Raw genomic sequence first — 20,451 nt, 5'->3', positions numbered from 1 at the left:
TTCATATTGCCGGAGGACCCGTGACCTATTTTCCCCGTCGTAATTTCCTGAAGCGCACCGCACTCACTGCGGCGCTCACCGCCGCCGGCGGATTCGGCGCGTTCATATCGCTCCCGGGACGCGCTGCCGAATGGCCCAAGGAAGCGTTTGCCTCCCGCAAGCTCGCGGAGGCCATTGCCGCGCTCTTCGGAACCGCCCAAATGACGTCCTCGGCCGCGGTGACCCTGAAGGCCCCGGCCCAGGCGGAAAACAGCGCCCAAGTACAGTTCCAGGTCTCCACCGATCTGTCCAATGTCGAGGCCATCGCAATCTTCGTCGAAAAAAACCCGGGTCCGCTGATTGCCCACGCAAGCTTCACCGGCAGCGCCGCTTATTTTTCCGCCCGCATGAAGATGGCCGAGACATCGGACGTCTACGCCGTGGTCAAATCCGGCGGAAAGCTCTACATGACCAAACAGAACATCAAGGTCACGGTAGGCGGGTGCGGGGGCTAAGCCCGAGCCGATCCCGAAGCGTTAACGATTATTATTTGCCGAGGTAACGATATGGCGTCTGACAAGCAAACCCAAATTCGGACGAGAACCCGGGACGGCGTGACCGATGTCCTTGTCCTGGTAAACCACCCGATGGAAACAGGACTGCGCACCGATCCAAAAACCAAGGAAAAAGTGCCGCCACACTTCATTCAGAAAATGACATTCTATCTGAATGGCAAGGAAGTCTCGTCAGCCAGTCTCGGACCCGGCGTCTCGAAAGACCCGCTGGTCGGCATCAAGCTCAAACGCGCGAAATCCGGAGATAAAATCAAGGTCATTTGGAGCGACAACAAGGGGGAAAGTGGAAGTGAGGAAGCCACCATTAATTGAAGCAACCTCAGGCCTGATCCAGCCTGGGTACCGACGAAAGGAGAATCCACAATGAAAAAAATACTGCTTCCTCTGGCAATGCTGGGCGCGGTCGCATTCATCACACCGACGGTATCGGCCGATCCGGCCTCGGATCTCAAGCAATTCCAGGAATTCTTCAAGAAAAAATTCCCTACCGTCCCGTTCGATGATTTTGCCAACGGGCTTTATGCCCTTCCGGGCCTGGAGCCTTACCGGGATCAATGGATGATGTACAACGACTTCCCGCCGCTCGAACTGGGGCTTACCCGGGGAAAAAAAATGTGGGAGACCCCATTCAAGAATGGCAGCAACTTCGCCAGCTGTTTCAAAAACGGAGGCAGGAACATCGCTCAGGGCTACCCCTACTGGGACGAGACGACACTGAAAATCCGAACGGCGGAAATGGATTTGAATGACTGCCTGAAAAAAAACGGCGAACCGCCATTTACCGGCCTCGACCAGGACACCAAGACCCGCGTCCGGCTGGCCGAACTGACGGCCTACTTCTACTCCCTGTCAAAAGGCCAGCGCGTCAATATCGACATATCCAGCCCCGGTGCCGTCAAGGCATATGAAGCAGGAAAAAAATTCTGGTGGCAGCGTCGCGGTCAGCTCAACTTTTCCTGCGCCAATTGTCACATGGATCTCGCCGGCAGGAATTTCGGCGGCAACCAACCGTTGAGCGCGGCGCTGGGCCATCCCGTGGGCTGGCCGGCCCAGCGTCTTGATTGGGCTCGCCTGGAAACCATACATCAGCGTTATGCAACCTGTAATTTCCAAGTGCGCGCCAAACCCGACAAGCACGGCAGCGAAACCTATAACAATTTGCAATTCTACGAAACTTACATGAGCACCGGCCTGCCCCTGACGGCGCCGGCCATGCGTAATTAGGTTAAATGGAGCGAACAATCTTAACCCGGCACTACCGCCGGGTTTTTTGTTTGCGTTTCACCGGACAGAGTTACCCCTATGTCGCATCGCAACAATACCGACCCGAATACAAGCATATGAGTGGACTCTCGCGACGTGAATTCCTGCAAATGCTGGCCGTGGGCGCAGCCGCCGGCCTGGTTGGCGGAAGCAAAACCGGACCCAGCCTCGATGCCGAGGCCGGTGAAGTCAATCCGGAAAGTTTGTACAGCATTCCGCCGTTTGGCAATGTCACGCTGCTGCATTTGACCGACAGTCATGCCCAGCTGATGCCAACTTATTTCCGCGAACCGCACATCAATATCGGCGTCGGGACCGCCCGCGGGAAACCGCCGCATCTGGTGGGCGAAGCCCTGTTAAAGCATTTTGGGATCGCGCCCGGGTCCATCGACGCCCACGCCTTGACATATCTCGATTTCGAGATGGCGGCGCGCCGTTACGGAAAGATTGGAGGTTATGCACATCTCGCCACTCTGGTCAAAAAACTGCGCGCGAGCCGTCCGCAACGCACCCTGTTGCTCGACGGCGGCGACAGTTGGCAGGGTTCGGCGACATCGCTGTGGACCAGAGGACAGGACATGGTGGATGCCCAGAAGCGGCTCGGTGTTGAAGTAATGACTGCTCATTGGGAATTCACCTATGGCGCTGAGCGCGTGCAACAGATTATTGAAAACGACCTGAAAGGCCATATCGAATTTCTGGCGCAGAATATCAGCGATATGACCTGGGGGGAGTTGATCTTCAAACCTTATGTCATCCGCGAAATCAACCAGGTGCCGGTGGCAATCATCGGTCAGGCCTTCCCGTATACCCCCATCGCCAATCCGCGGTATCTCATCCCGGACTGGACCTTCGGAATCAACGACGATCACATGCAGAAAATGGTAAATGAAGCGCGCGGTAAAGGTGCGCAGTTGGTTGCGGTGTTGTCGCACAATGGCATGGACGTGGATCTCAAGATGGCGCGCCGTGTGCGTGGGATAGACGTCATTCTGGGTGGACACACGCACGATGCCATGCCGTCGCCCTCGATCGTAAAAAACGCCGGAGGCAAGACGCTTGTCATCAATTCCGGTTGCAACAGCAAGTTCTTGTCAGTGCTGGATCTGAAAGTGAAGCAAGGCAGACTGCTGGATTTTCGCTACCGGCTGCTGCCCGTGTTCGCGAATCTTCTTACTCCCGATAAAGAGATGTCTACCTATATTGATCAGGTACGCAAGCCGTTCCTGCACAAGCTGGGCGAAAAGCTCGCGGTAACGGAAGGGTTGCTCTACCGACGCGGTAATTTCAACGGTACGTTTGATCAGCTGATTGCCGAAGCGCTGCTCGCGGTGCAGGACGCGGAGATCGCCTTCTCGCCGGGATTCCGTTGGGGCACCACACTGCTGCCGGGCGATACCATCACGATGGAACATCTGATGGACCAAACCGCCATCACCTATCCCACGGCCACCGTCAATGAACTGAGCGGCGAACAAATCAAGATCATCATGGAAGATATTGCCGATAACCTCTTCCACCCCGATCCCTACTATCAACAAGGCGGTGACATGGTGCGTGTCGGTGGTTTGCGCTACACGCTCGATCTCACCCAATCACACGGCAAACGTATTCAGAGCATGACGGTAAAAGACAAGCCGCTTGATCCGCGAAAAATTTACAAAGTCGCGGGTTGGGCCAGCGTCCAGCCGATCGAACCCGGGAAACCCGTCTGGGATATCGTGGCCGAATACCTGCGCGACAAAAAAATCATCCGGATCGATCATCCCTACAAGCCTGCTCTCAAAGGCGCCGCCAACAATCCCGGCATGGCTACCTGATACGCCCGGCGCCGGCTGGACTCGCCGGTCAACGGTATCCAGCTATCCCCCGGATGTAGTAATGTTCAGAACTTGCCACCCAGGGATTCGACTCGATGTCCATCAATCATCCGATCATCGCCATCACCGGCTCAAGCGGCTCAGGCACGTCCACCGTAAAAAACGCCTTTGAACATATTTTCCGGAGAGCCCAGATCAACCCGGTTGTTGTGGAAGGCGACAGCTTCCACCGTTACAACCGCATCGAGATGCGCACCGCGATGAAAAAAGCCGAGGCGGGAGGAGATCGGACATTCAGCCATTTTGGCCCAAAATCCAATCTGTTCGAAGAGCTTGAAAATCAGTTCAAGACTTACGGTGAAACCGGGAACGGCAGGATGCGCTACTACCTGCACAACGCCGAGGAGACCGCCCTGCATAATAAGCGGTTAAACCTCAATCTCAAGACCGGCGAGTTTACGCCGTGGGAAAATATCCCACCCGGCACCGATCTGCTGTTCTATGAAGGCCTGCACGGCGCCATCGTGGATGCCAAATCCGGGGTAGATGTCGCGAAATGGGTGGATTTGCTGGTCGGTGTCGTGCCCATCGTCAATCTGGAGTGGATTCAGAAGATACAGCGAGACACGGCCGAGCGCGGCTACTCCGCCGAAGCCGTGGTCGACACGATCTTGCGCCGAATGTATGACTATGTGCATTACATCACCCCGCAATTCTCCCGCACCCATGTGAATTTTCAGCGCGTGCCGGTGGTGGATACGTCCAACCCGTTCATCGCCCGCGATATTCCTACCTTGGATGAGAGTCTGGTGGTGATTCGATTCAGCAGACCAAAGAAAATTAATTTCCCCTACCTGTTAAACATGATTCACGGTTCTTTCATGTCCCGTCCCAATACCATCGTGGTTCCGGGTGGAAAGATGGGTTTTGCCATGGAAATTATCCTGACACCGATAATTGATGAACTGCTTGAAAATAAAAAGAAAATTTAGCTAGGTATTAAGGCTAACTGCAATCGACAGGCCGTCCCGGCCTGAATATTGCTGCTATCTTTAAGTTGTATGAAGAAGAAGATTTCAGTACATGACCTGCAGCAGGGCATGTACGTCTCCGAGATGGTGGGCCGTGAATGGCGCGAGACGCCGTTCCTGTTTCAAGGCTTTGAAATTCATTCGGATGACCAAATCCAGGAACTCCAGCAATATTGTCAGGAAGTTTACATCGATACCGAACAGGGCTACGACATCAGAAGTAAAGTCAGGCCGATGGCGGCAACAATTATCACGAAATCTTCGCTTCAGACGAAACCGCGTTCTCCGGCAATCGCCACTGCAAAAGTTATTGACATCAAGGAGATAGTAAAAAAATTCTCGCCAGGCCATCGTCACGTTCCGCGCTACCAGGATTTGACCGTCCTCGAAGAGGAAATCGGATACGCCAAAGAGGCGGTTGCCCACACCCGGGAAACGGTATACGACATCATGAGCGACGTGCGTCTCGGACGGAGCGTCAATACCAGCGTGGCGAAAAAAGTCGTCGCCGACATGGTTGACAGCGTGATCCGCAATCCGGATGCGCTCATGTGCCTCAATCAGCTCAAAAACAAGGATGAATACACCGCGCTTCACAGTTTGCGCGTTTGCGTTCTGGCGCTGGCTTTCGGGCGCCACCTGGATTTAACGCCCGAAGAATTGAATGTTCTCGGCATCGGCGCGCTATTGCACGATATCGGCAAAATGAAAGTCCCCAACGAGATCATAAACAAGCCTGAAAAGCTCACGGATAAGGAATTTGAACTAATGAAGTCGCACGTACCCTGCGGGGTAGCCATACTCGAGAACACCCATGGAATTCCCGATACCGCCATCGATGTCGCCCGTTTTCATCATGAACGGTATGCCGGCAGCGGATACGCAATGGGCATGAAAGGGGAAGACATCGGGCTTTTCGGCTCCATCGGCGCCATCGTGGACTGCTACGACGCTATTACCTCCGACCGTTCGTATCACACCGCCATGTCGGCACATGAAGCATTGAATAAAATGTATTCATGGCGCGGCAAGGATTTCCAACCGGTCATGATCGAGCAATTCATCCAGTGCATGGGGATCTATCCCATTGGGAGCGTCGTGGAGCTCAATAACGGAAGCGTGGGCGTCGTCATCTCGATTAACCGCAAACGCCGCCTGAAACCCAAGGTGGCCCTGGTACTCAAACCCGACAAAACCCCCTTGCCAGCCGCCAAGGTGATCGACCTGATGACCCATCCCGACATTCGCGACCGGGATATGGAAATCCGGAGAGTCCTTTCTCCGGCCGATTTCAAGATAAATCCGACCGATTACATTCCTCTGGGCGCCTGAGCCGCCATCCAGACGTTATTATCTCCCCGCTGGCGTTACAGCCATTATGTCGCGGGTCGACATCTGGCGCATCGCGTCGTCGCTGCGCATAATACCGGCATACCCACGTTTATAGCTTGCGAGCTGGATATAAATATCAGGAGAGTTTTTGATGAGCGACGCGCTGGATTATCTGGTCAAAACCCGGCCGGAAGCGATGAAGTCCTATTTCAAGTTCCTCAAGGAATCAGGTAAATCGCTCGATCCGAAAACCCGGTTGTTGATCACGGTCATTACAAAAATAGCGACGCAAACCGAAAAAGGGGTACGCCAGTACCTGCCTCAGGCGCTCAATGCCGGGGCCACGCCGAATGAAATCCTCGATGCGATCTTGCATGCGTTTCCGGCTCTGGGCCTGGCTAAAATCGTGTGGGCCATTGACATCCTGTTGGACATGGATATCCCCGAGTTTCGTGCCGAAAATCTCGGCGCCGAGAAACGCTGGCATCAAGTCAGCGCTGTGGACCAGATACCCGAAGGAAAAACCAGATACATCGATTGCGACGGCCGCAGTCTCTTTATTTACCGGAACAACGGCGAATTCAACATTTACGACAGCCGCTGCCCGCATCAGGTTACCGATATTCCGCATCTGGCATTGGAGGGTTTCCGGCTGACCTGTCCCAAACATCACTGGGCCTTCGATATCAGAACCGGAGAATGCATCGACATCGGCGACCGTCCACTGCGGCGCTTCGAAACCAAAGTGGAGCAAGACAAACTCTACGCGCGCTGGTAGGAAAATTGAAAGTCAATTCAACGTAACTCCCACTGGCGCAAAATTTCGTAGCGGACGCCCTCCCGATGCGTCATGGACTGCACCAGAAAAAATTCCCGGACTTGCCATACAAGCGGCTCGATCGAGCGTTTTTCTCCAAACTTCCTTACGTCGCGTGCCAATGTCAAGTGCGCCGCATACGGTCGCATTTCGGCTTCATAGCCACACGGGGCAAGCCCGGCATTGAGTTCCCGGACCAGCTCGAGCAACGCCCCAGGCGGCTGCATCGGTCCCGCCCACAGGATACCGGACTTCTTCCAGTGACCGATTTCCTCCAGCGTCATCGTGAAACGACCGGTGCGAATGGCGCCGGCCGCCTGCTCGGCGCATTTTTTGAAGTCTGCCTTTCTCGAACCGAGAAACGCCAGGGTCAAATGAATATTTTCAGGAACCACGCAGCGGCTGGCGGCTGGCAGCAACTCGCACGCCGCTTCGTGCAATTTCCGGCTGATCGTCGACCCCGGCCAGAGCGCAAAAAACAACCGTTGCGTTTCCGGTTTCGATGAGAGAGGGAGATCTAGCGCCATCTGCAGTCCGCGTGAACCGGGGACAGTTTACCGGAAATAGCAGGTAAAGCAGAAATGTATCAGCTGCTTTTCAAAAACGAATTATTGAATGATGCCCGCAGCGACGGTATTGTTGGTCGCTTCGTCGATGAGGATAAAACTTCCCGTTGAACGGTTCCGGGCATAGCTGTCGTATATCAACGGTTGTTGCGCTTTTATCGATAAATGTCCGATTTCATTCATCTCTAGCGTTGACACCTTGTCCTGGCAAAGGGTATTGACGTCGACGCGGTAATCCAGCCGGATCACCGAGACACGCACGCTCTTGGTTGTCTGTTTGACGATATACCGGCGCTTCAGGTCCAAGGGTTGTTCCGCAAACCAGCAGACTTCGGCATCGAACTCCTGGGCGACGCACGGCGCGTCCGTGGCTTTAACCAGCAAGTCGCCGCGCGAGATATCCAGATGATCCTCAATCGTCAGCGTCACCGACTGCGGCGCGAGTGCCCGCTCGAGATTGCCGTCGAGGGTTACGATCGCTTTGACTTTCGAGGTGCGCCCGGACGGAAGCACTTTGACTTCATCGCCAACCGCAATTTCCCCCGATTCGATGCGTCCCATGTAACCGCGAAAATCAGGTAAATCGGGCGTTTGCGGGCGGCTGACCAGTTGTACCGGGAAACGGAAATCCGACCGATTGAGATCGTGGTCGATTTCAATTGTCTCCAGTCGCTCCAGCAGGGGACTGCCGTGGTACCAACCGAGGTTTTCGCCCCGGTCCACCACCATGTCCCCTTGCAAGGCGGAAATCGGGATATAGTCGATGGTGCGAAACTTGAGCCCGACAACAAAACGGTCGAATTCCTCGCGGATGGCGTCAAACACATCCTCGGAATATCCCACCAGATCCATTTTATTGATGGCGACAATCAAATGCGGAATGCCGATCAAACCCGTGAGATAGGCATGTCGCCGGGATTGAACCAGCACGCCGTGACGCGCATCGATCAGAATGATTGCAAGATTCGCGGTGCTCGCGCCCGTCACCATGTTGCGGGTGTATTGCTCATGCCCGGGGGTATCGGCAACGATGAACTTGCGCCTGGGAGTTGAAAAATAGCGGTAGGCGACGTCGATGGTTATGCCCTGTTCACGCTCCGCCAGCAGGCCGTCTGTGAGCAAGGATAAATCCACGCGATCCGCGCCACGTCGCCGGGTAGTGGTTTCGATGGCCGAGAGCTGATCTTCGAAGATGGATTTCGAGTCGTACAACAGGCGGCCGATCAACGTGCTTTTGCCGTCATCCACGCTGCCCGCGGTGATAAATCGCAGCAGCTTCACATCCGGCATTGGCATCTGGCTGCTCGCAGTCATTTAGAAATAGCCTTCCTTTTTGCGCAGCTCCATGGACGCTTCGGAGGTCTGGTCGTCCATGCGCGTCGCACCCCGCTCGGTAATCCGCGTCGCAGCGATTTCACTGATGATTTCCGGGACGGTCGTGGCCGTCGATTCCACCGGACAGGTGCATGTCATGTCACCGACCGTGCGGAAACGCACCGACAGAAAATTTACTTTCTCTCCCGGCCGTGGCTGGATCAGATGTGATACGGGCAACCAGCCGTTGCCGCGACGGATGACTTCACGCCGATGGGCAAAATAGATAGCCGGAATTTCCAGCCGCTCGCGCGCGATGTATAGCCAGACGTCGAGTTCGGTCCAATTGCTGAGCGGAAACACCCGCATGTTCTCGCCGGGATGGACCCGGGTGTTGTACAGGTCCCAGAGTTCGGGACGCTGGTTTTTCGGGTCCCACTGGCTGAATTCATCGCGGAAGGAAAAAATGCGTTCCTTGGCGCGCGCCTTTTCTTCATCGCGGCGGGCGCCGCCGATACAAGCGTTGAACCCGAACTCCGTGATGGCGTCCACCAGCGTTACCGACTGTAACGCATTCCGGCTCTGCATTTCGCTCTTTACCACCACCCGGCCGAGCCGAATGGAATCCTCAACATGGCGCACGATGAGTCGCTCGTTGAGACGCCGGACGGTAGCGTCGCGAAACGCGATCACTTCCGGAAAGTTGTGCCCGGTGTCGATATGCATCAATGGAAACGGGAATCGTCCCGGCCGGAAAGCCTTCTCGGCCAGGCGCAACAGGACTATGGAATCTTTTCCCCCCGAAAACAGCAATGCCGGGTTGTTACACTCGGCTGCCACCTCGCGCATGATGTGGATCGCCTCGCTTTCCAGCACATCCAAGTGCGTGAGCGGTACGTCCCGCTTATCTACGGTCAACCGGCCCACACCGGACTGCACTCGATTCGGGTTCGGTTCAGGAGCGTGTTCCCACTCCAGTTTTGTATTCAATAATTCCATCGCATGACTCCGTTACCGGCTTTGAATGCCATTTAATTTCTTTTTCACCATTCTGTTCAGAGTATGCAATTCCCCCCGCCCGTGGTAGAACGCCTGAAACAGGTGATCGGGAAAATTCATTGCCATCCTCGAATCCCCGGCCGTAATTCCGTTCATCCATTCAGCCTGATGCTTTTTTGGGATGCAATCCGCATTCCTTGTGCGTCGGGTTTTCCCACCACCAGCGCCCGGCACGGATATCCTCGCCGGGGACGGTGGCACGCGTGCACGGGGCGCAACCGATGCTGGGATAACCTTTATCGTGAAGTTCGTTGTACGGTACCTCAAATTTCCGAATGTATGCCCATACGTCTTCCAAATTCCATTCCAGCAAAGGGCTGAACTTGTGCAAACCGTAGGCGTTGTCGAACTCGGATTCAGAAAGACCAGTGCGGGTCGTGGCCTGCTCGCGTCGCACCCCGGTTATCCAGGCCGCCTTGCCCTGCACGGCGCGTTTGAACGGTTCTACCTTGCGGATTCGGCAGCATTCCTTGCGCCGTTCCACGCTTTCATAAAAGGCGTTCGGCCCATGTTGGGCTACGTAATTTTCGACATCGCTGCTGGCCGGGAAATATACCTTGATCGGAAGGGAATAACGGTTCGCAACTTGCTCCATCAGTAAAAAGGTCTCTTGCGGCAACCGTCCCGTGTCGAGCGTGAAAACTTCAATTCTCCGGAAAAATTTAGCGATCAGATCGGTAAGTACCATGTCTTCCGCGCCGAAGCTGTTGGCAAACACGGCGGGCGTGAAGTTTTTCTCAACTTCACTCAGCAGCGATTTTGCTTTACCGATTTTATGCTCAAGACTCATCTGTAATATCTTTCAGTTGAAAAAACGTCTCGACGTCACACAACACCGGCCGCACTGACACGACGGGTCTCGCGGACGTGACCGTCGTTCTTTTGTTCGTGGCGGGCTGGCAAAGCGGCGCGGAGATCCAGCTGGCTGTTTTTACGCATGCAAAACTCGGCGGCGTCGACCGTCCAGTTGTCCTGCGCCTTGAACAAGGCCGTTAACGCCTCCGCGGTTAATGCCGCTTCGGGTTGTGCCAGACCGTTCGCCAGTTCCGCCAATTTCTCGGCCAGCACCGGCTCATCCGGAGCCAGCCGCTGTAATTCCCGGGTTAATTCGGCGAGATGGTCCGTTTTCTTACCGCCCAACAATTGGGTCATGGCCTGGGATATCAGGCGGGCGATGGCCTCGCTGCATTTTGCGGCATCGCCATACTTTCGCTGAAACCACAAGGCATCCCGGTAACCGCGTTCGTGGGCCGCCTCGAAGAAAGTCGATTCCGCCATGCTCTGGGTCACGCCGGCGCACTCTCCGCCGCCCAGTTGCAGTACGCGGAAATCCGATTCGGTACCGTGATCGCGCAACACCTTCGGCACATCATCCGGATTAACGGCGACCAGATCCGCCAGCAATTCCTGGAAGTATTCCTTGCCCACGCGACGGGTCCAGGCGAAAAATGTTTCGCCGTCTTGGCGCTTCTCGGCATACGCTGACTGCACTCGCTGGACGGCTGTTTCAATCCGCGCCGCCGGCACCGACGGCCCCTTGATCGCCAACCCACCGCCGGCGAGACCATTCCCGCCGAAGTACGTTTGGTAGTGCGGAATGAGTTTTCCGTGCAGCCGCTTGCCTTCACCGTAAACACCGATATCACCGGTTTCCGGCTGGGCGCAGCCGTTGTGGCAGCCGCTCACGCGGATACGAAGATTCAGCGGTCCGCCGCTCAGTTTCGGCCCAAGAATCGTGCTTGAAGTAATGCCCAAGCGGCACGTCGAGGTCCCGGGGCACGCGACCACGTTATCTCCCGTCTTAGGCACGCCAAGGCCCAGCGCGGCAAACGCGTTTGTCAGCGAATCGAGGTCAGCCTGCGGCACGTTTAACACCATTAAATTCTGATCCTGAGTGGTTCGAATTTCGCTGAGACCATGACGATCAAGTGCCGCGGCGATGCCGCGCAGTTGCGCCGCGTTCAAATTTCCGATCGGGAGGCTGATGGGTAAAACAAAATAGCCAGGCTGCTTTTGGGGGAACACTTGCCGCGGGGCGCCCGCCCCGGGGATTTCCGAATCTTGCCCACGGGCCCACGGGCCCTGGGGATAGTCCTGTTTGGCCAGCGCCGTTTTGGTACGCGCCAGTTCCTCGCGATATTTTTCTACAAAACCATCGGGCCCGAAACGGTCGACGAGGAATTTTATTCGCGACTTGGCGCGCTTGGCGCGATCCGAATAACGGTTATGCAGACTGACAATCGCTTCCATCACCAGGAGCAAATCTTTTTCCTCGATGAACGGTTCCACCACAATGGCCTCATGCGGTTTGTGTCCCAGACCGCCGCCGGCCAGCACCTTGAAGCCGAAACGACCGTCCTGATGCACTGCGACCACGCCAAGGTCATGCATCATGCCCTGAGCGCAATCCGCCTCGCAGCCGGAGAAGCTGATCTTGAATTTACGCGGCAACTGCTGATTCAGCGGGTTACGCAGAAAATGCATCACGGCTCCATCGAGATGCCGGGTTACATCCACGTGTTCCCGCGGACACACGCTGGCCAGCGGGCAGGAGGTGATGTTCCGGATGGTGTTGCCACAGGCCTCGCGGGTCGTGAGACCGGCGCTGGCCAGATGATGTAACACCGTCGGTACCTTCGGAAGCGGGACGTAGTGCATCTGGATATCCTGACGGGTAGTAACGTGCACCACGTCATGCTGGACATGGCGTTCCAGCATGTCCGCCATCGCGACCAATTGCGGACCGGTAACCCGGCCACCGGGCAGCTTGATCCGCACCATGTTCACGCCTTCCTGGCGCTGGCCGTACACGCCCTGTTGCAAACGCATGGCGGTGAAGCGATCGGCATCGATCTCTCCGTCCAAAAACCCCTGCAACGTCCGCTCGAAATGGACGAGCTCCGGCTCGTTCACCAATTTATGTACCTTACCCATGTCACCCGTCTCCAAGATATTTTCACTTTTTTCTATTTTGCTCATCGTCCCGCATCCGGTCTGTTGCTAAACAAACTGAAACACCAGCTTGCCGCCGATTAGGAGCAGCAAACTCGCCAGCACTGTCCGTAACGCCCGCTCCGGCACCCATCCGGCGGCGTGACTGCCCAGATAGATCCCCGGCAAGGAACCCAGAAGCAGGTTTCCGAGCAGGCTGAAATCCACCGCGCCCAAATAGAGATAACCAAGCCCGGCCAAGGCCGTAAGCGGTACCGCATGGGCGATATCACTGCCGACCAATTTAATTGTCGGTAAACGCGGGTACAGCATAAACAACACCATCACACCCAACGCCCCGGCCCCTACCGAAGAAACGGTTACCAACGCACCCAGGAACGCTCCCGATACGACGGTGGAATAAATCAATCCGCGTCCACCCGCCTGCGATAACGCGACGCTGATTCTTCGACCGGCCTGCTGCAGCGGTTCTCTGAAAATCAGCGCGCCCGCGGTCAAGATCAAGGCAAATCCGAGCGCGAACGTAATCAGGCGGGAGAACTGCTCGCTCTCCGTGCTTATGGCGCTCATGCCCCATAACACCAAGAGCGCAACCGGTAAGCTGCCCAGGGCCAGTCGTCCGACCACCTTCCATTCAACGTTTCCGCGCCGTCCATGCACCCATACACCCGTCGCTTTGGTGATGGCGGCATACAGCAGATCGGTGCCGACCGCGGTAACCGGGGCGACGCCAAACACCAGGACCAGCAACGGGGTCATCAAGGCGCCGCCGCCAACGCCTGAAAGTCCGACAATAAAACCCACGACGAAGCCTGATAATGTGTACATCCACTCCATAACGCGGCGCTCACCAGTTCCGGATGGTCGTGAGGGACATTGGAAGACTAATGCTAGAGGTGGACTTATATATTAATAAAGAATATTATATTATGATTTTATAATATTTAGTTATTAGCAGAAAAATCATGAAATTGCAGCAATTACGCTATCTTTGCGAGGTCGCGCGTCAGGGGCTAAACGTGTCCGACGCCGCGGCAGCGCTTTTCACCTCGCAACCGGGAATAAGCAAGCAGATTCAATTACTTGAAAATGAGCTCGGGATGGATATTTTTGTGCGCCAGGGCAAACGCATTACCGAAGTCACCGCGGCGGGCCAGGCCATACTGACCATCGCGCAACGAATGCTGTGGGACACGGAAAATCTCAAGCGGGTCGCGGAAGAATTTAAAGACGAAGCGACTGGCAACCTGGTCATTGCAACCACTCACACTCAGGCTCGATACAAGTTACCCCCGATCATCAAGCGCTTCATCGCGCAGTACCCCAAAGTAAAATTGAATTTGCGCCAGGGAAATCCGACACAGATTGCGCAACTCGTGGTGAATGGCGAAGCCGATATCGCCATCGCTACCGAAGCCATAGAACACTTTCCCGATCTCATCATGTTGCCGTGCTACCAGTGGAATCGCAGCATCATTACGCCACCCAGACACCCGCTCCTCAAGGAAAAGCGATTGACCCTTGAGGCCATCGCCAAATACCCGATTATTACCTACGATTTTGCCTTTACCGGTCGGTCGCAAATCAACCGCGCCTTCGAGGCCAAGGGGATTATGCCTAACGTGGTGTTAACGGCAATCGATGCCGACGTGATCAAAACCTACGTGGAAATCGGTCTGGGCATCGGTATTCTGGCGAAAATGGCATTTGACCCGCACCGCGACGTCAATCTTCGTTCCATCGATGCGAGCTATCTGTTCGAGGCCAGCACCACGCGAATCGGCATCCGGCGCAACGCCTTTCTGCGCGGCTATATTTACACCTTCATCGAGTTATTCGCGCCGCATCTCAATCGCGAGGCCGTCAATGCCGTCATGGCTTTGTCTGCCTAGTTTCGGCCATTCGTTTATCTACCCAAACTGCCTAATTATTAGGCAATCATTACCCCGATTTTACCTGATAATCCTAAAAAATGACGTTTTTTCCGCCGTTGTTGTGCGATTGACTAAAGAATATCGAGCCGCTATCGTCCCCCAACGGACCGGGATACTTCGCCTGGACCTGAATTTTATCTAAAATGCATATCGACGAGGAGGATTACATGAAAAAACTGCTAATAGCGCTGCTGGCGGGTGGGGTATTTGCATTGTTGGGATGTGCGACACCACAGGTCTCCCTGGAGGCAAAAACCTCGCTGCTGCAAGCCGAAGCCGATCTCAAACAGGCGGAAGGCAAGAAAGCAGACACCTCGGCCGCCAAGAAAGCCTATCAGATGGCAAAAGATGCGGCGGCCAAGGGCGACAGTGATGCGGTTATGAAATATGCTAATCAGTCAATCAAAGAGTCCCTGGCTGCTATCAAAAAAGCAAAATAAAAAAAGCCGATCGCCGCGCCGGCCGGGTACGGCCGGCGCGTTCACATTACGCCAGTGTGAGCCGTCACGCACATTATGCGTGCGACCCCCTGACGAATGAGATGCGGACCATTTACTCCTGTCCGAACTTCATTCATTCAGCCATTTAGAAGGCACATCCTTCCGGTTGCCGAGGGTTATTCACGATGGTGCGATAAACTCGCACAGAGATGACGTAGCTGCCAGCGCTCTATTCATTGATGTCCGGCCTTGCCGTAAGAGACAATCAGCTCCCGCAGATCGCCTACAATTGCGTACCGGCCTCGATCGCCGCGCCCGAGGCGAGCGCTTCGCGCACACAGGCGTCCAGGCTATCCTCGCGCGACCTCATGCTGCAGCCCTTACACCACGCCGGCCGATCAACGGATGATTCGGCAACGTCTCCACTGCTCCGACACCCCAATCTCACCCACTCAAATGAGCGGGCAATACTTTCGCCGAAGCCAACATCGAGCGCATCTCGAAGGTCGGTTCATCCCCCACGCGCCTGGGAAACACGTGTTTTGTGCGGCGCGCGTTCGTTATTTCTTTTTGCGGTCTCAGCTGCGGCGCGCGGCGAACAGCGCCGCTTCCACGCGGCTCCGCACCTGCAGCTTCTGCAGGATGTTGGAGATGTAGTGCTTGATGGTTTTTTCGGCCAAATGAATGCGTTCGCCGATTTCGCGGTTGGTAAGCCCCTGTCCCACGAGCTTGAGAATTTCGAGCTCACGTTCGGTCAGTTCTTCGAGCGGGTCGGCGGGACGGCCGCGCGTGAGCGCGACCAGGATGCCCGCCGCGAGCGACGGGGACACATAGACTTCCCCGTGCGCGGTGGCGCGAACCACGCTCGCCAGCTCGCGCGCGGATACCCCTTTCAGCACGTAGCCGCGCGCACCGGCCTTGAACGCCGCCAGCAATTTATCTTCATCCTCGACGACAGTCAGCATTACAATCTTCGTTGCGGGACAGGCGGTGGTGATTTTTTCGGCGGTGATAAGTCCGCCCCAGCCGGGCATGCCGATGTCGAGCAGCACGACGTCCGGGAGAAGGTCGCGCGCCAGACTCAGCGCCTCTTCCCCGCTGGCGGCCTGGCCGACGATGGCGAGGTCCGGTTCCGAGGCGAGCGAGTGGACGACCCCCTCCCGGAACAGAGGATGGTCATCAGCAACCAGGATGCGGACCGGTTCACTCAAGCTCCGTCTCCAGCGGCGCCACGGGCAAAGATGCCCGGATTACGGTCCCCTGGCCAGGGGTGCTCTGCACGCTGAACGATCCACCGAGGATTTCCACACGCTCGCGCATGCCTGCGAGCCCCAGGTGACCATCAGCGACCGCGATTCGCGGATCAAATCCTTTCCCGCCATCGGCGACTTCGACCAGCAGTTGGCCGTCACGCGTAATCAGGGTAACTCGCTGATCCGTTCCTCCGCCATGGCGGAAGCCGTTGGCCAATGACTCCTGGAGCAGGCGGAACAAGGTGATCTTGACCGGCAGCGGCACCTCGTGCGGCATCTCCTCCGCACTTAGCGTGACCGCCAGACCCGCCGTGCGCTCGTAATCGCGCACCGCGCGCCGCGCGGTTTCTGCGAGCGACAGTGTTTCGACTTCCGGCAGATGCAGCCCACCGGAGATGGCACGCAGGTCGTCGAGCGACGCCTGGAGCGCGGAATGCAGAGTGCGGAATTCGTCGCCGACGGTGCGTCCCTTGGTGAGAGTGGCAGGGCAGGTGCTGCAGGTATTGGCGAGCGGTTCCATGCGCATCAGAGCCAGCGCAAGGCCCTGACCCGGGCCGTCGTGCAGATCGGCGGCGATGCGGTGCAGGAACCGTTCGTTCAGTGCCGTGGTGCGAGCCGCGGCGCGCCGCACCCGGTCGTGGAGTTGCTCGTTCTGGGCGAGCAAAGCGGTGAGCTGCGTCACCTTCTCGCTCAGTTCACTCTGCTGCGCGGCGATGGTGTTGCTCGCGTGCCTCACGAGCCAGGCGAGCAGCAGAAACATCACCACCGTCGCCGTGCTCACCATGAGCCAGCTGCGCAGGCGCGCGGTGCGTACTTCATGCGCCAAGTCGTCGATCGTCTGGTAGAACTCCGAGACTGCCACGATCATCCCCGTGTTCGCGACGCGCACCGGTGCGTAGGTCTCGATCAGCCTCGACCACTGCTGGCGCTCGAACTCATTTTCCGGCTCGGTGAGGTCCGCAATCTGGGAGTGCACTTGGCCGGAGAACGCGGAGGCGAGCCCCGGCTTCACCTCGAACCGCCGTCCGATGAGGGCCGGATTGGTGCTGTAGAGGATGCGGCCATCGAGCGACCAGATCTTGAATGCCACGATGTGCTGTCCGAGCGGCGTGCCGGAAAGCAATCGGTCCAGCGCCGCGCGGTCGGCGGCGCGCAACTGCCCTTCGCCCGCCAGGGTTTGCAGGTGGGGAGCGACGATGCTGTCCACATAGAGGCTGGTGACCAGACCCGCGCGATTGATGACTCCGATTTCAATCTCGCTTCCCACCCAGGTTCCGACTACCAGCATCCCGGCCAGCAAAATGACGGCCCCGCCCGCGAGCAGCAGACGCACCAGACTGAACCTGGAAAATAGTTTCATAGCGGCGGATTCATTGTAGCAGGCAGAATCCGACACACCCATGGACCAATAGGCCACGTCGGAGAGACCAAGGTCCCTGTGCTTTGCCGCCCATCAGCCGTTGTTTTCCCGACTAGTCTTTTGCACGATTGATCGACGTCAGGAAACTGACTTTTCTGAAAGGAGAAAAGCATGCACAAGCAAACGTTGTTGTTAGCTGTACTGGGAGCCGCCATCGCGGCGTTACCCGGCACGGCTGCGGCCCAGTCTACACCGAAGCAGGGCGGCGCGGGGCTGTTGCCGAGCTGCGCGGCCAAAGCGCCGATCAAGGAGTTCCTCATCGCCACTGGCGAATGGGACACGGTGCCGAAAGATCGGGACAAAAAACCTGTTGCTTACAACGACCGCGGGCAGGCACGAGACGCCAACTCAAAGCTGGAGCGCTACACGTTCGATCCCGGCGTGATCATCGTCAAGCGCGGCGATTGCGTGGTGCTGCACATCCATTCGGTCAAGGGCAGCCACCACAACGTGACCATCGAGGGCACCGAGGTCGGCACCGAAGGCGTTGCGATCATCAACGATGCGGGCGCTTCCACGGGGAAGGCTGTAGCGCGGGCAAATCCTAACGCGTATGAAGATCCTGCCAAACTCAAAGCCGGCGAGTTCGCGCGCGGCGAGCAAGTGACGCTCAGATTCCAGGCGAATAAAGCGGGCACCTATCGCATGATTTGCGAGGTGCACACTTTCATCGGGCCGAAGGGAGATCTGAGAGGCTACGACGACAAGGGCAAGCCCGTGCAGGGGCCGATGGTCGCCTACATCACCGTGCTGCCGTAACGGGCGGCGCAGTGTGGCGGACGCTTTAGCCGCTCATGGGGAACGGGAGACAACGCACCTGAAGAGGGCCGCGGTAACCGCATCTGCGGCAGCGGTGCTCCTGCTTACATTGATGCTGATGGGCTGGATGCTCGCCCGCGTGGCCGAGCATCCGGGGGTACCGCGCGAGGTTAGCGAGTTGCCCTCCTGGTTCACCGGTGCACCGGTGAAGCCGGGTGTACGAGAGCAGACTCCCGTAGCAGTGGCAGCGCCGGGAGAGGCAATTGCCGCGCACGGGCATGAGGCGGCCCCTGCGGTCGCATCGATCAGGCCTAGCGCGCCGCCGGCGCGGACGCTGGAGAAAACCAACGCCGCTGATGGCGACTATGCCGAGTTCAAGAGCGGACAGGTCGAGATCGCGCTCAAAGAATATGAAATGGTCCCCAACAAGATTCGTACCAAGCCCGGCACCGTGACATTCGTATTGCGCAACGAGGGCCGTTTTGCGCATGACTTCCATGTCGAAGGCCCGGGGATCGAGGCCCACGCGGCGAAATTCAGTCCCGGCCGCACCGTCCGCCTGGTGGTCACACTGCAGGAGGCCGAATACAAGATAAGCTGCCCGCTTTCCAATCACGACCAGCGCGGCATGCACGGCACGCTGGTCGTGACCTCGAAGCTCGCCGGGAAGTGACATGCCGCTCGATTTCCCGCTGATCGGCGCGCGCACGGCAATATGGCTGGTGGCGCAGTTGCATCTGTTCTTTGCCGCGTTCGTCCTCGGCGCGCCGATCTTCATTGTAGTGAGTGAATGGCTTGGGCTGCGCACCGGGGATCATAGGTACGAACGCCTGGCGAAGGAGACGATGAAAGTGGTGGCGATCGCCTACTCGCTCACCGCGTTCTTTGGAGTGATGTTCACTTTCGTGCTGATGGGTCCCTATCAGCCGATTACGAATTACCTTTTCAAGGCGCTTTACCCGGTATGGGTCGCGTATGGGGCGTTCATCCTGCTCGAGACGGTGTGTATGTACGTTTACTGGTACACCTGGAAGCCGCTCAGCCGCACGGTGACCGGAAAGTGGGCGCATATCGGCATCGGGGTGCTGCTCAACGTGCTCGGCACCGCCGTCATGCTGCTCATGAACGCGGTGACCGGATTCATGAACACGCCCCCTAAGGGGATAGAGAGCGCCACCCTGTGGGCGATGATCGATAACGCCACATGGTGGCCGCTCAACCTGCACCGTTTCCTCGGCAACGTCACGTTCGGCGGCTTCGTGGTCGCGCTGTTCGCCGCGTTCATGTTCCTGACCTCCAGGAAAAACGAGGATCGGGCATTCTACGACTGGATGGGCTACATTGGCAACCTGATCGGCGTGGGCGCGCTGATCACGATGCCGCTCGCGGGTTACATCCTCTCCAGGGAGTTTTTCGTCTACGACGCGCAGCTCGCCACCTTCATGATGGCGGACAAGCTCTCCGGCTACTTCGTGATGCAGGGGCTGCTGGTGGTGCTGCTCTTCCTCGGCGCGAACTTCTACATCTGGCTCTCCATGCAGCGCATCGAGGGCGGCGCACGCTTCGCGCCGCACATGAAGGCGATCTTCGGCGTGCTGCTCGCGGGCGGCATCGTCTGGGTCGTGCCGCAGAATTTCTTCCCCGATCTGCTGGCGAAGGCTCCCGCGGGGGTGAGCGAACAGGCGCTGATCCTTCCCGAGCGCTTCACGTTCCTCGGCCTGATGGTGGCCAAGGCGCTCGCGGTGACCGCGATCATCATCATGACCTTCGTCACCTACCTGCTGTACCGGCGGGCGCGCTCGACCGGGGCAATCCGGTGGGGCCGCATCGATCCGATGGCGCAATACGTACTCATCTTCATTCCCGCTATCGCGATCTACCTCATGGGGCTGATGGGGGCGATCCGCTCGTTCACGCGCATGGACTACCACATCTAC

At 57.2% G+C, this 20,451-nt stretch carries 20 protein-coding genes; 12 read left to right on the top strand and 8 right to left on the bottom strand.

Going from position 1 to position 20,451, the window contains the following annotated elements:
- Positions 1–20: 20 nt before the first annotated feature.
- From soxY to WD823_RS05050, 7 genes are all read left to right on the top strand, one after another.
- A complete protein-coding gene (soxY, locus tag WD823_RS05080) occupies positions 21–494 on the top strand; it encodes a thiosulfate oxidation carrier protein SoxY (protein ID WP_368428402.1) in 474 nt (157 codons plus the stop codon).
- A gap of 51 nt (positions 495–545) precedes the next feature.
- Positions 546–866, top strand: coding sequence for a thiosulfate oxidation carrier complex protein SoxZ (soxZ, locus tag WD823_RS05075; protein WP_368428401.1), 321 nt, complete (start codon positions 546–548; stop codon positions 864–866).
- 51 nt (positions 867–917) lie between these two features.
- On the top strand, positions 918–1,778 hold the full coding sequence (gene soxA, locus WD823_RS05070; protein WP_368428400.1) for a sulfur oxidation c-type cytochrome SoxA: 861 nt from the start codon (positions 918–920) through the stop codon (positions 1,776–1,778).
- Between the two features lie 116 nt (positions 1,779–1,894).
- The gene (gene soxB / locus WD823_RS05065) at positions 1,895–3,637 is read left to right on the top strand and encodes a thiosulfohydrolase SoxB (RefSeq protein WP_368428399.1); all 1,743 of its coding nucleotides are present in this window, start codon (positions 1,895–1,897) and stop codon (positions 3,635–3,637) included.
- A gap of 95 nt (positions 3,638–3,732) precedes the next feature.
- Positions 3,733–4,629, top strand: a complete 897-nt coding sequence (locus WD823_RS05060) for a phosphoribulokinase (RefSeq protein WP_368428398.1) — start codon at positions 3,733–3,735, stop codon at positions 4,627–4,629.
- A 69-nt stretch (positions 4,630–4,698) separates the two neighbouring features.
- Positions 4,699–6,000 (top strand): HD-GYP domain-containing protein, encoded by a 1,302-nt coding sequence (locus tag WD823_RS05055; RefSeq protein WP_368428397.1) that lies wholly within the window; start codon positions 4,699–4,701, stop codon positions 5,998–6,000.
- A 151-nt stretch (positions 6,001–6,151) separates the two neighbouring features.
- Positions 6,152–6,778, top strand: a complete 627-nt coding sequence (locus WD823_RS05050) for a Rieske 2Fe-2S domain-containing protein (protein ID WP_368428396.1) — start codon at positions 6,152–6,154, stop codon at positions 6,776–6,778.
- A gap of 17 nt (positions 6,779–6,795) precedes the next feature.
- Here WD823_RS05050 and thpR read toward each other — a convergent pair whose 3' ends face one another.
- From thpR to WD823_RS05020, 6 genes are all read right to left on the bottom strand, one after another.
- A complete protein-coding gene (thpR, locus tag WD823_RS05045) occupies positions 6,796–7,344 on the bottom strand; it encodes an RNA 2',3'-cyclic phosphodiesterase (RefSeq protein ID WP_368428395.1) in 549 nt (182 codons plus the stop codon).
- Positions 7,345–7,425: 81 nt separating this feature from the next.
- Complete coding sequence (cysN, locus tag WD823_RS05040) at positions 7,426–8,697, bottom strand: sulfate adenylyltransferase subunit CysN (RefSeq protein WP_368428394.1); 1,272 nt, start codon at positions 8,695–8,697, stop codon at positions 7,426–7,428.
- The gene (gene cysD, locus WD823_RS05035; protein ID WP_368428393.1) at positions 8,698–9,696 is read right to left on the bottom strand and encodes a sulfate adenylyltransferase subunit CysD; all 999 of its coding nucleotides are present in this window, start codon (positions 9,694–9,696) and stop codon (positions 8,698–8,700) included.
- Positions 9,697–9,856: 160 nt separating this feature from the next.
- Positions 9,857–10,546, bottom strand: coding sequence for a phosphoadenylyl-sulfate reductase (locus tag WD823_RS05030; protein WP_368428392.1), 690 nt, complete (start codon positions 10,544–10,546; stop codon positions 9,857–9,859).
- 35 nt (positions 10,547–10,581) lie between these two features.
- Positions 10,582–12,735 carry a nitrite/sulfite reductase gene (locus WD823_RS05025; protein ID WP_368428391.1) on the bottom strand — a complete coding sequence of 718 codons (2,154 nt, stop codon included), beginning with the start codon at positions 12,733–12,735 and terminating at the stop codon, positions 10,582–10,584.
- Positions 12,736–12,756: 21 nt separating this feature from the next.
- On the bottom strand, positions 12,757–13,545 hold the full coding sequence (locus WD823_RS05020; RefSeq protein WP_368428390.1) for a sulfite exporter TauE/SafE family protein: 789 nt from the start codon (positions 13,543–13,545) through the stop codon (positions 12,757–12,759).
- A gap of 128 nt (positions 13,546–13,673) precedes the next feature.
- Here WD823_RS05020 and cysB point away from each other — a divergent pair, with 128 nt between their 5' ends.
- Both cysB and WD823_RS05010 read left to right on the top strand, forming a co-directional pair.
- Positions 13,674–14,600, top strand: coding sequence for an HTH-type transcriptional regulator CysB (gene cysB, locus WD823_RS05015; RefSeq protein WP_368428389.1), 927 nt, complete (start codon positions 13,674–13,676; stop codon positions 14,598–14,600).
- Between the two features lie 209 nt (positions 14,601–14,809).
- Positions 14,810–15,082: a hypothetical protein gene (locus WD823_RS05010; RefSeq protein WP_368428388.1), complete on the top strand. Its 273-nt coding sequence runs from the start codon at positions 14,810–14,812 to the stop codon at positions 15,080–15,082.
- Positions 15,083–15,660: 578 nt separating this feature from the next.
- Here the strand turns inward: WD823_RS05010 and WD823_RS05005 are convergent.
- Both WD823_RS05005 and WD823_RS05000 read right to left on the bottom strand, forming a co-directional pair.
- Positions 15,661–16,293, bottom strand: coding sequence for a response regulator (locus WD823_RS05005; protein WP_368428387.1), 633 nt, complete (start codon positions 16,291–16,293; stop codon positions 15,661–15,663).
- On the bottom strand, positions 16,286–17,695 hold the full coding sequence (locus WD823_RS05000) for a sensor histidine kinase (protein WP_368428386.1): 1,410 nt from the start codon (positions 17,693–17,695) through the stop codon (positions 16,286–16,288). Before WD823_RS05000 ends, WD823_RS05005 begins: the two co-directional genes overlap by 8 nt.
- 171 nt (positions 17,696–17,866) lie before the next feature.
- Here WD823_RS05000 and WD823_RS04995 point away from each other — a divergent pair, with 171 nt between their 5' ends.
- The 3 genes from WD823_RS04995 to WD823_RS04985 form a co-directional block, all read left to right on the top strand.
- Complete coding sequence (locus tag WD823_RS04995; protein WP_368428385.1) at positions 17,867–18,514, top strand: hypothetical protein; 648 nt, start codon at positions 17,867–17,869, stop codon at positions 18,512–18,514.
- 13 nt (positions 18,515–18,527) lie between these two features.
- On the top strand, positions 18,528–19,187 hold the full coding sequence (locus WD823_RS04990; protein ID WP_368428384.1) for a hypothetical protein: 660 nt from the start codon (positions 18,528–18,530) through the stop codon (positions 19,185–19,187).
- A 1-nt stretch (position 19,188) separates the two neighbouring features.
- Positions 19,189–20,451: cytochrome ubiquinol oxidase subunit I (locus tag WD823_RS04985; protein ID WP_368428383.1), on the top strand; the 1,263-nt coding region annotated here is incomplete at its 3' end.

This window comes from Sulfuricaulis sp., assembly GCF_040901545.1.
Taxonomy (GTDB): Bacteria; Pseudomonadota; Gammaproteobacteria; order Acidiferrobacterales; family Sulfurifustaceae; genus Sulfuricaulis.
Note: the sequence above shows the minus strand (reverse complement) of the source record. Positions and strands in the feature narration are given on the sequence as shown.

Coding starts and splice junctions, on each gene's coding strand:
- soxZ (WP_368428401.1), top strand. CDS start 546: ATGGCGTCTGACAAGCAAACCCAAATTCGGACGAGAACCCGGGACGGC.
- soxA (WP_368428400.1), top strand. CDS start 918: ATGAAAAAAATACTGCTTCCTCTGGCAATGCTGGGCGCGGTCGCATTC.
- soxB (WP_368428399.1), top strand. CDS start 1,895: ATGAGTGGACTCTCGCGACGTGAATTCCTGCAAATGCTGGCCGTGGGC.
- WD823_RS05060 (WP_368428398.1), top strand. CDS start 3,733: ATGTCCATCAATCATCCGATCATCGCCATCACCGGCTCAAGCGGCTCA.
- WD823_RS05055 (WP_368428397.1), top strand. CDS start 4,699: ATGAAGAAGAAGATTTCAGTACATGACCTGCAGCAGGGCATGTACGTC.
- WD823_RS05050 (WP_368428396.1), top strand. CDS start 6,152: ATGAGCGACGCGCTGGATTATCTGGTCAAAACCCGGCCGGAAGCGATG.
- thpR (WP_368428395.1), bottom strand. CDS start 7,344: ATGGCGCTAGATCTCCCTCTCTCATCGAAACCGGAAACGCAACGGTTG.
- cysN (WP_368428394.1), bottom strand. CDS start 8,697: ATGACTGCGAGCAGCCAGATGCCAATGCCGGATGTGAAGCTGCTGCGA.
- cysD (WP_368428393.1), bottom strand. CDS start 9,696: ATGGAATTATTGAATACAAAACTGGAGTGGGAACACGCTCCTGAACCG.
- WD823_RS05030 (WP_368428392.1), bottom strand. CDS start 10,546: ATGAGTCTTGAGCATAAAATCGGTAAAGCAAAATCGCTGCTGAGTGAA.
- WD823_RS05025 (WP_368428391.1), bottom strand. CDS start 12,735: ATGAGCAAAATAGAAAAAAGTGAAAATATCTTGGAGACGGGTGACATG.
- WD823_RS05020 (WP_368428390.1), bottom strand. CDS start 13,545: ATGGAGTGGATGTACACATTATCAGGCTTCGTCGTGGGTTTTATTGTC.
- cysB (WP_368428389.1), top strand. CDS start 13,674: ATGAAATTGCAGCAATTACGCTATCTTTGCGAGGTCGCGCGTCAGGGG.
- WD823_RS05010 (WP_368428388.1), top strand. CDS start 14,810: ATGAAAAAACTGCTAATAGCGCTGCTGGCGGGTGGGGTATTTGCATTG.
- WD823_RS05000 (WP_368428386.1), bottom strand. CDS start 17,695: ATGAAACTATTTTCCAGGTTCAGTCTGGTGCGTCTGCTGCTCGCGGGC.
- WD823_RS04995 (WP_368428385.1), top strand. CDS start 17,867: ATGCACAAGCAAACGTTGTTGTTAGCTGTACTGGGAGCCGCCATCGCG.